Source organism: Dactylosporangium sp. NPDC048998 (assembly GCF_043197855.1).
Taxonomy (GTDB): domain Bacteria; phylum Actinomycetota; class Actinomycetes; order Mycobacteriales; family Micromonosporaceae; genus Dactylosporangium.
This window is the reverse complement of sequence record NZ_JBICTV010000002.1, coordinates 280,498-293,533: the sequence shown is the minus strand read 5'-3', so window position 1 is coordinate 293,533 and position 13,036 is coordinate 280,498. Positions and strand designations below refer to the sequence as shown.

At 73.4% G+C, this 13,036-nt stretch carries 11 protein-coding genes; 4 read left to right on the top strand and 7 right to left on the bottom strand.

The genetic code is table 11. The features are described from left to right. Nucleotides 1-27: 27 nt before the first annotated feature. Nucleotides 28-1,404, top strand: coding sequence for a chitinase (locus tag ACGFI8_RS05340; protein ID WP_392800301.1), 1,377 nt, complete (start codon nt 28-30; stop codon nt 1,402-1,404). A gap of 125 nt (nt 1,405-1,529) precedes the next feature. On the opposite strand, the gene ACGFI8_RS05335 is transcribed toward ACGFI8_RS05340, so the two are convergent. Beyond that, nucleotides 1,530-2,285, bottom strand: coding sequence for a DUF2267 domain-containing protein (locus ACGFI8_RS05335; protein WP_392800299.1), 756 nt, complete (start codon nt 2,283-2,285; stop codon nt 1,530-1,532). A 99-nt stretch (nt 2,286-2,384) separates the two neighbouring features. Between ACGFI8_RS05335 and ACGFI8_RS05330 the strand changes: the two genes are divergently transcribed. Beyond that, a complete protein-coding gene (locus tag ACGFI8_RS05330; protein WP_392800296.1) occupies nt 2,385-2,885 on the top strand; it encodes a universal stress protein in 501 nt (166 codons plus the stop codon). 25 nt (nt 2,886-2,910) lie between these two features. Here the strand turns inward: ACGFI8_RS05330 and ACGFI8_RS05325 are convergent, their stop codons facing one another. The 5 genes from ACGFI8_RS05325 to ACGFI8_RS05305 are packed head-to-tail and all read right to left on the bottom strand — an operon-like array spanning nt 2,911 to nt 10,105. Further along, complete coding sequence (locus tag ACGFI8_RS05325) at nt 2,911-4,650, bottom strand: potassium channel family protein (RefSeq protein WP_392800293.1); 1,740 nt, start codon at nt 4,648-4,650, stop codon at nt 2,911-2,913. A 23-nt stretch (nt 4,651-4,673) separates the two neighbouring features. Next, the gene (locus ACGFI8_RS05320) at nt 4,674-6,254 is read right to left on the bottom strand and encodes a hypothetical protein (RefSeq protein ID WP_392800290.1); all 1,581 of its coding nucleotides are present in this window, start codon (nt 6,252-6,254) and stop codon (nt 4,674-4,676) included. Nucleotides 6,255-6,282: 28 nt separating this feature from the next. Next, a complete protein-coding gene (locus ACGFI8_RS05315) occupies nt 6,283-7,131 on the bottom strand; it encodes a hypothetical protein (protein WP_392800287.1) in 849 nt (282 codons plus the stop codon). After that, nucleotides 7,128-7,607, bottom strand: coding sequence for a hypothetical protein (locus ACGFI8_RS05310; protein WP_392800285.1), 480 nt, complete (start codon nt 7,605-7,607; stop codon nt 7,128-7,130). The genes ACGFI8_RS05315 and ACGFI8_RS05310 overlap by 4 nt, the downstream gene beginning before the upstream one ends. After that, a complete protein-coding gene (locus ACGFI8_RS05305; protein ID WP_392800282.1) occupies nt 7,604-10,105 on the bottom strand; it encodes a LuxR C-terminal-related transcriptional regulator in 2,502 nt (833 codons plus the stop codon). The genes ACGFI8_RS05310 and ACGFI8_RS05305 overlap by 4 nt, the downstream gene beginning before the upstream one ends. A 380-nt stretch (nt 10,106-10,485) precedes the next feature. Here ACGFI8_RS05305 and ACGFI8_RS05300 point away from each other — a divergent pair, with 380 nt between their 5' ends. Beyond that, nucleotides 10,486-11,127 carry a hypothetical protein gene (locus ACGFI8_RS05300; protein WP_392800279.1) on the top strand — a complete coding sequence of 214 codons (642 nt, stop codon included), beginning with the start codon at nt 10,486-10,488 and terminating at the stop codon, nt 11,125-11,127. Between the two features lie 479 nt (nt 11,128-11,606). Further along, complete coding sequence (locus tag ACGFI8_RS05295) at nt 11,607-11,819, top strand: hypothetical protein (RefSeq protein WP_392800277.1); 213 nt, start codon at nt 11,607-11,609, stop codon at nt 11,817-11,819. A 234-nt stretch (nt 11,820-12,053) separates the two neighbouring features. Here the strand turns inward: ACGFI8_RS05295 and ACGFI8_RS05290 are convergent, their stop codons facing one another. Beyond that, nucleotides 12,054-12,812 carry a hypothetical protein gene (locus ACGFI8_RS05290; RefSeq protein WP_392800274.1) on the bottom strand — a complete coding sequence of 253 codons (759 nt, stop codon included), beginning with the start codon at nt 12,810-12,812 and terminating at the stop codon, nt 12,054-12,056. Nucleotides 12,813-13,036: the final 224 nt, after the last annotated feature.

The following is a 13,036-nucleotide window of genomic DNA, read 5'->3' as shown; positions in this document are numbered from 1 at the left end:
CGTCCGTACGTGTTCGTGGAGGGGTCCATGAAACGCAAAACCCTGATCCCCCTCGCGCTGACCGCCGCCGCCACCCTGAGCGCGACGACCCTCGGCGTGATCAACGCGCAGTCCGCCAACGCCGCGCTGACCAGCAACTGGTACGCCTCGGCCCCCTACCTCATGCCGTTCGACAACAGCCCGCCCGACGCCATCGAGGTCATGAACGCGACCGGGCAGAAGGCGTTCCAGCTCGCGTTCATCCTGGCGCCCAACGGCGGCGGCTGCACCCCGACGTGGGACGGCACCCGCGCGGTCTCCGCCGACACCGACGCGGCCAACCTGATCTCGCGCATCCGCGCCAACGGCGGCGACGTGAGCGTCTCCATCGGCGGGTACGGCGGCACCAAGCTCGGCCAGACCTGCGGCACCCCGGCCGCGACCGCCGCCGCTTACCAGCAGGTGGTCACGAAGTACGGCCTGAAGGCGATCGACTTCGACCTCGAGGAGCCGGAGTACGAGAACGCCGCGGCCGTGCACAACGAGCTCGGCGCCGCGCAGATCCTGCAGCAGAACAACCCCGGCCTGTACATCTCGGTGACCACGGCGGGCACCGCGGCCGGCACCGGCTGGTTCGGCCAGCAGATGCTCAACGACGCCAAGAGCCTCGGCTTCACGCCGAACAACTACTCGATCATGCCGTTCGACGGCGGCTTCAACGGCGCGTCGTCGCAGACCAGCGCGCTGGAGGCGTTCCACGGCATCCTGATGAACACGTTCGGCTGGGACAGCGCCACCGCGTACGCCCGCGAGGGCGTGTCGATGATGAACGGCCGCAGCGACGCCGGTGAGTACTTCCGCCAGGCCGACTTCCAGACCGTGCTGGACTACGCGACCTCGCACCGCCTGGCCCGCTACACGTACTGGTCGGTCAACCGCGACCGCCAGTGCCCCGACCCGAACCAGAGCACCACGTCGGGCACCTGCAGCAGCGTGCCGCAGGCGGCGTGGGAGTTCACGAAGTACACGGCCCGCTTCGCCGGCGCGACACCGCCCACCAGCATCCCGCCGACCTCGAGCTCGCCGACGCCGTCGACCGGCGCGTGCAGCGCCGCGGCCTGGTCGTCGTCGACCGCCTACAACGGCGGCGCCCTCGTGTCGTACAACGGCCACACCTGGAAGGCCCAGTGGTGGACCCAGGGCGAGACGCCCGGCACCACGACCGTCTGGGTCGACCAGGGCGCCTGCGGCGGCGGCACGACCCAGCCGCCGGCCTGCCCGCCCGCCTGGTCGTCGTCGACCGCCTACAACGGCGGCGCGACGGTGTCGTACAACGGCCACAAGTGGACCGCCAAGTGGTGGACCCAGGGCGACATCCCCGGCAACAACGGTCAGAACGTCTGGACCGACAACGGCGCCTGCTGAGGCGCACCGGTAAGCAGGGCCGCCGCCCGAAGGTCAGTCGGGCGGCGGCCCTCGCCGTGCGTGCGGGTCAGTGGCCGCCCCGGCAGCAGCGGGCCCGGGCGTAGAGCTGTTCTACAGCCGCTGAGCTATGCGTGCGCCAGCTCGGCGTACTCCCTCGGCAGCTGCGCGAGCAGGTCGCCGAACTCCTTGTCGGTGACGGCGTCGTGGACCGTGACCAGCACGGCCTGCGTCAGGTCGCGGGCCTCGTCCGGGCCCGCGTCCGCGCGCTCGGCGACGAGGCGCAGGAACTCCTCCAGGTTCATCCGGCGGCCCCGGCCGCCGGAGCGCGCCCTGCCCCGCACGAGCACGGGGCGCAGCTCGAGCGGCAGCTCCCTGATCAGGTCGTCGACCTCGTCGCCGCTGATGCGCTCGGCGAGCGTCTCCATCGCCGCCTCGCTCGCCCTGAGCGCCCGCTCCGGGGTGGCGCCGGCGCGGTCGGCGACCCGCCGCACGAACTCGTCCAGCTCCCGCGCCGACCGCGTGGCCCCCTCGGTCAGCGGCCGGTAGTCGCGCGGCAGCTCGGCGAGGGCCACCGCCAGGTCGGCGGGCTCCAGCGCGCGGCTGAGCGCCGTGAACACCGCCCGGACGTACCGCGCGGCGGTGTCACGGTCCACGCCGGCCCGCACGGCGACCCGCAGCACGAACTCGTCCGCGCCGAACGTCTCGTGCGACACCCCGGTGATCAGCTCGCGCGCGACCCCGGCGGGCAGCCGGTCGCGGAGCGCGTGGACGAGCCCAGGCATCAGCCGCTCCGCGAGCGTCTCGAACACGGTGCGCGTGACCGTGGCGGGGTCGCCCCCCGCCTCGCGCCGCACCACGGCGCGGAACCGCTCTTCGTTCATTCGCGGTGCGTACCCCGGGCCGGGTCCTTCATGCGCCGCCGCCGGATCACCCGCACATTCATGCCCCGGCGGCCGCCCGGCGACGCTACGTTGACCATCGTGAACGCCGCTCCGGTCGTCATCGGGTTCGACGGCTCGCCGGCCGCCGAGCGGGCCATCCGCGAGTCGGCCCGGCTGCTGACCGCGCACAGCGCCCTCGTCGTGACCGTCTGGGAGGCGGGCCGGTCGTTCGAGGCGGTCACGATGCCGATCAGCACCCTGCAGACGCCGCCGGTGGTCCTCGACATCCGGGGCGCGCTCGAGGCCGAGGCCCGGGAGCAGGAGTTCATGCAGCGCACCGCCCAGCGCGGCGCCGCGATCGCCCGCGAGTCGGGCTACGCCGAGGCGTCGGGCCTCGCCGTGGCCGAGGACGCGACGGTGGCCGCCACCCTGATCCGCGTGGCCCGCGAGCGGCACAGCCCGGGCATCGTCGTCGGCATCCACGGCCACAGCCGGGTCGCCGAGCTCCTGCTGGGCAGCACGGCGCGCACCCTGGTCGCCCGCGCACCCTGCCCGGTCGTGATGACGGGCCGGCGCTCCGGCGGACCCGATCCCGAGTAGTCCGGCGCGGCTCGATGGACCGGCCTCACCCCCGAGGTTGAGGCGTCAGCAGCGGCGGCGCCGACGGCGGGTGGAACGGCGGCGGGTCGTCCACGCCCGCGGCCCGTTCCAGCAGCGCCACCAGGCCGGCCCGGGTGGCCACGACGACCATCTTGTGGGTGCGGTCCAGGGTGCGCCAGCGGTTCTGCTCCGGCGCCCAGAACGTCTGCACGCCCACGCCCAGCCCGGCGCGCCCGGTCTGCACCGCGACCAGGCGGACCAGGCCCGGCTCGCTGACCTCGCGGAAGTACTTGCCCTCCAGCTGCGAGCCGGCCCCGACCGGCACCTCGGCCACGAGCAGCACCCGGCGGCCGACCGGGATCGTGTCGATGACCTCGTTGCCCACCATGGAGGCGGCGAAGGCGGGCGCGGCGAGGTACGACACGCTGCGGGACAGGTTGATGTCGAACGCCGTCTTGATCCGGCGGGCGAAGTCCTCCTCGAACAGCCGCAGCACGACCCGCAGCTGGATGTCCGGGTCGGCCTGGCGGGCCAGGTCGCGGCCCAGCAGCGCGGCCTCCAGGTTGGTCACGTCCGCGGTGGTGACCACGACCAGGCAGCGCGCGGTCGCCACCGAGGCGGCCTGCAGCGTGTCCGGGTTGGTGACGTCCCCGATGATCACCGGCAGGCCGAGGTCCCGGCCCACCTGCACACCGCGGGCCTTCTCGTCGCGGTCGACGCCGACCACGTCGATGCCGAGGTCGTGCAGCTCGCGCAGCACCCGGGTGCCGACGTTGCCCAGGCCGGCGACCACGACGTGGCCGGAGACCGGCTCGGTGAGGCCGCCGGCGGCGATCGCCAGCCGGGCCTTGACCACGATGCCGACGACGGCCGCGGTGAGCGCGGGGATGATCGCGACGCCCGCGACGACCAGCACGAGGTCCACCGCCTGCGCCGGCACGGGGGCCTCGGCGTCGGGGTTGGCGCCGCCGAGGGCGGTGAGGACGGCGAGGTACAGCGCCTTCCACGCCCCGACGTGGCGCACCACCGCCACCGCGACCGTGCCCAGGGCCAGGATCGCGACCGAGGTGGCCAGGATCCGCCGCAGCCCGCCGCCGATCAGCAGCCGCGACGCGCGCAGCGGATGGCGGCGCGGGCGGCGCCGCTGGACCGTGCGCCGGCCGTAGACGCTGGTGAGCACCAGGTCGGCGCGGTCCTCGTCGACGGGCAGGCTCTGTGCTTCCGCCGTGACGGCCAGGCCGCAGCGGATGTCGGCGGGGTTGGCCATCGACCGGTCGACGGCCATCAACTGCTGGCCGTCGGAGAGCCGGATCGTCGTCGGGTTGCTGTCGCCGAGCGCGGCGGCGACGAACGCGGGGGCGGCGATCTCGGAGGCCGACAGCACCGCGCAGTTGGACAGCCGCTCGATGACACCGGCGCCGAGGACGGTGTTGAACATGCGCAGCACGACCCGGATCGTCGGGTCGACCTCGCGGGCGATGAGTGCGGCGTCGACGTTGGCCACGTCGTCGGTGTCGACGAACGCGATCGCCTCGGCGTCGGTCAGGTCGGCCGTCTCGAACACGGCCCTGGTGAGCTTCCGCGCGGCGATCACGACCGGCCGTGAGGCGGGGTCGTCGTCGGCGCGGATGTCGGCGATCTCCGGCGCCTGGTTGGCGGTCAGGTCCGGCACGATGACCGTGACCTGCGCGGAATACGTGTTGATCAGCTCGCCGACCAGCCGGCGGGCCAGCGCGTTGTCTCCCCAGACGACGAACTTGCGCACGCATCGATCGTATCGACGGGTTGCTAGCCGCAGTGTGGTGGAAAGCCGTCCAGGAGATTGACGTTGTACAGCAGAATCGCGTACTTGCCGACGTCGTGCCGCTCCACGGGCGGGCCCCACATGTGTTCGGCCTGCTCGGGCGTGCCGTAGAACGGGCGGTCCTTCTCGAAGACGACGAACCGGGCGTCGTGTGCGCCGGCGTCGTACATGGCGGCCTTCGACTGCCAGCAGAACGGTACGAGCCGGTCGCCGCCCCCGGCCACGGGCGCGACGGTGACCAGGCGCTCGGTGGTGACCGTGATGTTGTTCGAGGCCCAGTACGCGCCCAGGCCGTAGCTCAGGCCGCGCGAGCGCAGGTAGTCGGCGGCCTCCTGGGCCTCGGACGGCTCGGCCCGCGGCGGCGCGTAGGCGACCAGCGTGATCGCGAAGACGGCCAGCACGCCGGCGAGCACCCCGCGCCCGATCCGCGCCGGACGGCCGGGTGTACGGCCGGGCGTTTCGGATGTCGCTGCGCCGCCGGCCAGCCACGGGCCGGCCAGGCGGGCGGCCAGGACCGCGCCCATCGGCAGGACCGGGGAGATCTCCCGGGCCGCCATCAGGTCCACCGAGATCGTCGAGACGATCTCCGCGCCCAGGTCGCACGCGATCGCGGCGACCATGATCGAGTCGACCCGGTCCGCCGTGCCGCGCAGCGCGCGTGCCACCGTGACGGCGAACGCGGCGAGCGCCACCAGGAAGCCGATCAGGTGCAGGGCCGAGAGCGCCAGCTCGAGCGCCGCCGGGTGCCAGCCGGGGCGGTGGGTACCGAAGACGACGCCGACCATCCGCGCCGTCATCCACGTGCGGTGCGGCCAGTCCGACAGCGGCGCCAGCTCGATCGGCGGGTGCGGCGACTGGAACGCGCCGAGGGAGTCCAGCAGGTGGCGGAACGCGCGCGACAGGGCCACCGACGCCGCGCCGGCCAGCACCAGGCTCAGCTCGAAGAGGCGCTCGGCCCCCCGGGAACGCAGGGCGCGGTAGGCGCAGACGACGACCAGTGGTACCGCGCCGACGAACGTGATGAGCGGGTCGCCCATCGCGCCCCAGCCCAGCAGCGCGGCGACCAGGACCGGCGTCCAGACCCGGTGCCGCAGGCGATCCAAGACGAGCCAGGCCAGCAGCAGCGGCACGGCCGAGCCGGTGTGGTTCGGCGAGGACAGCAGCGTCTGGTATCCGGTGCCGGGCACCGGCAGCAGCAGGATCGCGACGGCCACGCCCATGCGCAGCCAGGCCTCCGCGCCCGTGGCCCGGCCCTTCGCCAGCAGCGCGGCCAGGAAGACGATCATCGTGTAGGTGATGGCGGCGGTCACGTGGACCTGGTCGGCGGTGACGCCGGTGAACCACTGGACGATGCCGTACTGCACCAGCTCCGTCGGGTAGAAGGACACGTCGGAGAGTGCCCAGCCCTTCAGCAGCGGGTTGCCGTGGAACATGTCCCAGGCCTGCAGGGCGTTGCTCGCGCCGTCCCCGTTGATCGGGAACGCGCGGGCCATGCGCAGGTACGCCAGAAACAGCCCGACGGCCGCAACCGCGCACCCGATCCCGATCATCAGCCTCTGCCGCACCCCGGCAGGGTAGCCGATCACCCCGGGATCAGCCGTATTCGTCGGCCAGCTCTCGATACGCCGCGAGTACCACCTCGGTGCGCTCGACCAGGTCCGGCTCCGGGCGCGAGCGCAGCGAGCCCAGCAGCGCGTCGGCCGCGGTGACCCGCAGCCGGGCGCGGCTCTGCGCGGCGCGCTGGTTCAGGAAGTCCTGGCACAGCACGGCCAGCTTGCGCAGCTGCCCGGCGCGGCGGCGCACCTCCGCGTCGACCTCGGTGAGCCGGCGCGCGATCTCCGCCTGCCGGTCGGTGACCGCGCTGAACAGGCTGCCCGCGCCGATCGGGTCGCCGACCGAGGCGCGCAGGTCGCGGTCGGCGGTGCGCAGGTCGCCGCGCTCGGCGAGGGCCTGGGCCAGGTCCCACAGCGCGCGCTCCAGCGTCGCCGTCGGGTCGGACGGCTCGCCCAGCCGCTCCAGCGCCGGCCAGGTCAGCCGGATCCGGTCGGCGTTCGCGGCCGCGGTCTCGAACTCGGTCCGGTCGCGAGGGTCGGTGAGGTACCGCCGCATCGCCTGTCCCCGACGGGTCGGGGTGCGCACCAGCACGTAGCCGACCAGCAGGAACATCGTCGCCGCGACGACCGCCAGGAACGTGCGCGCCGCCGCCGGCGGCCCGAGCCAGTTGATCGCGAGCGCGACCGCGGCGGCGGCTGTCAGACCGGCCGCGTAGAGCGCATGGACCCATTTGTCGACAGGCCAGAAGGGCCCGGCATCGGTACCGCGGGAGCTCGGCCTTCCTGGCCCGGGCGGCGTCTCGTCCCCGACGGCCGCGAGGCCGCGCTCGACGGAGGTCCCGCCCCATCGCAGTATCCCGACTCGGAATCCGCGCAGATACTCGATCATGGCGCGGTCCCGGGCCGGAACCGCCGCCGCAGCCGGACCCCGGCGCTGGCCAGCACGAGCGCGACCAGCGCGCCGAACACGCCGCCCACCGCACCGCCGAGCACCACCGCGGCCGACGCCACCGGGATCGACAGCGGGCCGAGCCAGCCGGGCAAGTGGTGGGCCAGCCCCGCGGCCAGCGTCACGAGCGCGGCGGCGGCCAATCCCACGAGCGGGGCGTACGGCTGCGGCACCAGCGCCGCGAGGAGCCCCGCGAGCAGCACCCCCAGCAGCGGGCCCAGCCACGGCAGGACCGTGAGCAGACCGACCGCGGCCGCCGCGACCTGCGCGTGTGCGACCCCGCAGACGCTGAGCACCGGCCAGGCGATCGCAGCCGCCAGCGCACCCCACAGGGTGCGGTGGGTGGCTGCGGTCGCCGCGCCTGGGCGCGGCCCGACGTCGACGGCCTTCACCAGGGTCGCCGGCGCGGCGTTCACAGCAGCCGCAGTTCCCGGGCGCGCTCGACGGCCTCGCGCCGGCGGCCGGCGTGCAGCTTGCGGTAGATGTTCTTGACGTGGGTCTTCACCGTGTTGACCGACACGTAGAGCGTGGAGGCGATCTCCAGGTTCGACATGGTGCCCTGCAGGTAGCGCAGCACCGTCAGCTCCCGCTCGGTCAGCGGCTCGACGAGGTTGCCGTCCGCGCCACCGCGCGAGCCGCCGGCCAGCGGCGACGAGCCGGCCGCGAGCTCCGCGGCGAGCGGGTGGTACACCGGCAGCAGCGGCGCGAAGTTGGCCAGCAGGTCGCGCACCGGGTGCCCGCCGACCAGGAACGGGCGCCGGAAGCTCTCCTCCTCGGCGATGTCGAGGGCCACCTCCAGGCCGCGCAGCACCCGGTTGCGGTCGCCGAGCGCGCGCCCGGCGAGGCTGGTGAGGATGGCGGCCTGCACGGTCCACGTCAGCGCGGTGTCCACCGACGGCGTGGCGAACTGCGCGGCGGTCGTCGCGGCGGCCGCCGCCTTGCCTTCGATGAGCGCGGCCGAGGCGTCCACGCACGCGGCCCAGCCCGTGAACACGTCGGGGTCGCCGCCGGTGGCCACGAGGCGCCGGGCCGCGCCGAGGTCGCCGCCGCTGATGCGCAGCTCAGCCTCGGTCAGCGCGAGCGCGCGCTCGACCGACGGGGCCAGCGGTGCGCCGCCGAGCTCGCGGCGGGCGGTGTGCAGCACCTCGAGGGCGGCCGCGAGCCGGCCCGAGCCGTGCCGCAGCTTCGCCCGCACCGTGGCGATCGAAACCAGCAGGTCGGGGTCGCCGGCGGCGAGGTCGAGCGCCTCGTCCAGCAGGCGGTCGGCCTCCGCGATGCGGTCCCACTCGCCGTACACGCCGGCCAGCGCCATCCGTACCCAGCCGAGGTCGGTGGCGTCGGTGATGCCGAACCGGTCGGCGGTCACCAGCGCCTGGCGACCCAGCCGGGCGGCGGCGCGCAGCCGGCCACGCACCGACTCGAGCACGGCCAGCTGGCTGGCCGCGCAGACCTGGGCCTGGGCCATGCCGGCCCGCTGCGCCAGCACCAGCGCGCCGTGCAGCGGGGCGCCGGCCGCGCCCAGCTCGCCGAGGCGGAGGCGGGCCTCGCCCTCATCGAGAAGCGTCAAGGCGCGAGATTCATCGGTATTTGCCGATATTTCGGACATCTCGGTGATCATCCGGCGGGCGTCGCCGGCCAGCCACGCCTCGGCGGCCGTGAACGCCCGGAACATCGGGGCCGAACGGTCCCCGCCGCAGCGGCGCAGGAAGTCGCGCGTGCCCTCCAAGTCGCCGACCCGCAGCCGCTCGGCCGCGAACGCCAGCGGCAGGCGGGGGTCGGTGCTCTCCTCCGACGCCGGGGCGTGCGGCGCGGCCTCGTGCGGCCGGTCGTAGCGGACCCCGCCGACGATGTCGGGCCAGTACTTCTCGAGCATCTCGACGGCGCCGGTCCAGTCCTCGGCCAGCAGCGCGTGGCGCAACGCCTCGGCCGGGATGCCGTACGTGCCGTGCCAGGCGGCCGCGCGCCGGTGCAGCTCGGCGACCCGCTCCGGGCTGCGGCGCAGCAGCTCCGCGTGCAGGGTGCGGGCGAAGAGGGGGTGGAAGCGGTACCAGCCGCCGGGACCGGCGTTGCGGGTCAGGAACGCGTTGGAGCCCTTGAGCTCGGCGAGCACCCGGGCGCCGTCGTCGCGGCCGGTGATCGCCTCGACCAGGCCGGCGTTGAGCCGCGGCGCGATCGCGGTCTCCAGCAGCAGCCGCCGGGTCTCCGCGGGGAGCGGGTCGATGACCTCGCCGGTCAGGAAGTCGCCGACCGCGGTGCTGAACGCGCCGCCGTCGTCGAGCACCCGCTCCGGCTCCGGGTGGCCACGCATCGCCATGGCGGCGAGCCGCACGCCGGCCGGCCAGCCCTCGGTGATCGAGTGCAGCGCGTACAGCGTCGAGCTCGGCAGCACCACGTCGTGGGCCGCGAGCAGCTGCGCCGTCTCGGAGATCGTCAGGGAGAGGTCGTTCGTCCGCATCTCGGTGAGCGAGCCGTTGACGCGCCAGCGGTACAGCGGCAACGCGGGGTCGCGGCGGCACGAGAGCACCAGGCGCAGGCGGCCCATGCCGTGGCGTACCAGCGCCTCCAGGTCGGCCAGGGCGTCGGCGTCGCTGATCTCCCGCACGTCGTCGACCACCACGACGTGCGGCTGCTGCAGTGCGTCCACCGCGCGCAAGAGGTCGTCGCCGTCGCTCTTCTCGTCGCTCTTCTCGGAGTGGGCCGACAGCGCGCCGAGCAGCAGACCGGGGACGTCCGCGCCGTGCTCGGAGTGCGCCGTCACCCAGCGCACCACCGGCATCTCGGCGTTGTCGCCGATGCGCACCGTGCGCGCCCAGGCGACGAGCGCGGCGGTCTTGCCCCAGCCGGCCGGCGCGGTCACCAGCGTCAGCGGCGAGCGCACCGCGGCGTCCAATTGGGCGACCACCCGCTCCCGCATCACGTATCCCGGCGGGAGATCCGGCACCGCCAGTGACGGCGGTGCGAAACCTCGGCGATCCTGCTGTACCAACGCTTGTGACACCCGTGCCCCCCGAAATCGCTTTCCCGGCCGCGTTTTTCCACTGGTCTTTCATCCGGGTCAAACGAGACGAGCAAAGCACCGCCGCACGCTGCGACGCCTCACCCTGGTTGGGTGGTCTGCCCGCCCCTGGCACGGCGATTTCCCTTACGTGCCAACGGTTCCATCGACACCATTCCACCGCCACGCTACCCGCCGAAGGCTCACCCGGAAAGGATGAAGCGTGGTCACCACAGTCCTCGGCAGCGTTCGCGCTGTCGCCCGTTGCATGAACGGGCCGGGGAGGGGGACGAGTCAGCATGAGCGCGGTTGCGGGCGAGATCGAGCTTCGCCCCGAGAACGGGTTCGAGCTGAGCCTGCGGGGCTATCATCGGGCGCAGGTCGACAGGTACGTCGCGACGTTGCAGATGCGTCTGACGACGGCGGAGACCGAGCTCGCCGCGGCGCGTTACCGGGAGCAGCAGCTCGCCGGCCGGGTTGAGCGGCTCGGCACGGAACTCAAGAAGTGCACCTGCGCCGACCAGTCGTCGAAGGTCGTCGGCGGGCGCATCCAGCGGATGATCGACCTCGCCGAGGAGGAGGCCGGGGCCCTGCGCGCCGAGGCGCGGCAGGACCTCGAGAACGCCCGCTCCGCCGGAGAGGCGCTGCTCGCGGACGCCCGCAAGCACGCCGAGGACGCCATGCGGGACTTCCAGAACGCCCTGGCCCAGCGCCGCGCCGAGGAGGCCCGGGCGGAGGCCAACCGGCGCGCCCAGTGGGACGCACGCCGCCAGCGCCAGCGCGAGGCGGCCGAGAACCTGCTGGCGACCACGCGATCGGTCGGCACCGACAGCGTCCAGGTGACGCGACGGCTGCTGGACGCGCTCATCGCGGAGCACACCAAGCTCCTGGCCGAGGTGGAGATGGCCGAGAAGGAGATGGCCAACCTCTCTTCCGCATGATGTCGATCGGGCAGGTGCTTCACCCGACCCGGGTGACGACGGATCACTCCGGGCCACGACAAGATTCCTTACGTGACAAGGCAAGCGACGGACGGAGCTGAAGCGGTGACTGCTGCACCGTCTCCAGTTGTCCGTCCGGTCCCGCCAGCCGCGGGCGTCGCGCCGTCGGTGGTCCCCGGCGCGACGAACCCAGCTGGGTCGCTCGGTGAAAACCGTTGAGCAGGGGGTACTCAACGGTCCAGGAGTCAGCGGTGAACATGGCCCGCGTCCTGAGCACCGGTCGGCCTTCAGCGAGGGCGGCGGGAGCCGATGGGTGGGCGGCTGATCCGGAGGAGGCCGCCCACCCATCGCAAGTCACGTTCTGAGACGTTCCTGCTCCACCAGGACGGCGCCGAGGCGCCGGCGCGCTCCCAGGCCCGCGCCGGCGCCACACGCGTTTCCGGCGACCGTCTACTTTTCCTTCTGCTTTCCCTTCCGCGATGGTGTTCGTTCGTTCCCCGCTGCTCATCGGCTTCGCCGGCAACGAGCTCGTCGCGCGCCACCACATCCGCGTCGGCCGCCGCATCGGCTCGGCCGCGCTGGTCGCCGTGCTTCACTTCACGTCGTCGGCGCGGGCGGCGTGGCGATCGGCCGACGCCGGGCCGATCCGCTGGTCGGCCTGCTCATCACGCTCGCGATCCTGTTCGTTCTGAAGGACGCGGCGCGCGAGGTGTACCGCCGCCTGATGGACGCCGTCGACCCGGCCCTCATGACCACGGCGGAGGACGCGCTGGCCGGCACGCCGGGAGGGGACGGGAGAGGGCAGTCCCCAGGAGCAGGTCGGGCATCAGGCGGCCATCCTGGACAGCCGGCACGGCAACGGTGGGTCATGGCGAACGCGCCGAAAAGTCCGGCGACGGAGTCGCCGGACTTTTCGGTCCTATCTCCTAGGCCGCCCCGGTGCCGTGGCCGGAGCCGGAGGTGGGGGAGGAGGTGTGGGTCGGCGGGTACGGCCCCGGGTTGGGTCCCGGCTGCCCCTGCTGGCCCTGGGCCGGCTCGCCACCCGGCTGGTACGACCCGCGGCGCTGCCCCTGGTACTCCTCGGCCTCGTACTCCGCGGCCCGGCTCCGGTACTGCGTCGGCTGGCCCTCGTAGCCTCCGGGGGCCTTCTCCGAAACGTCGGGCGTGTCCGGCGCGGCATGTGCCGGGCCGCCCCGTGGCGGGTTCATCGGGAACGTGGTGGCCTCGCGCTGCTGGTCCCGGTCGGCGCGGTGCACGCCGCCCGGTGGCGGCGTCGCCGGCTCGAGTTGGAGCGGGGCCCAGTGCACGGTGAGCGCGTACAGGATGATCACGTCGAGGGTGATCATCAGCAGCGACCACACCGGGTACCCGCCGAGGGAACCGATCTGTGCGAGCGCATGCAGGGCCACGATCACGATCGCCGCGATCCGGGCCACCCTGTTGTGCGCGAGGAGTCCGATCCCGCAGGCGGTGAGCAGCGCACCGAAGACGATCATCACGATGCCCAGCCCGGTCAGGTTTACCACGACCAGGCTGCTGCCGTCGATGAAGGCGACCTGGCTCTGCAGCAACGCGACCAGGCCCTCGAGGATGTTGAGCACCCCGAGCACGGCCAGCAGCACGCCGGCGAACGTGACCCAGCCGGACCAGGCGCTGCTCCTGCGGGGGGTTCCGGTCTCAGCCATGACCTCTGTCTCCCTTTTCCCTGAAACGACATACGTATCCCGGGAGGAGTCACAGATCCGCCGACCGGCCGCGGCGGACAAGAGAGGAGGCGCCGCGGCCGAATCCGGCGAAGCTCGTGTGGCGACCTCCCTCCCTCGCAAATGCGTTTACCGGTGCTTTTGGATGCGATGCTTCGGCCGGGCCGGATGACCAAGCATCACCCAGCCCGTGTGAAAGCCCCCGT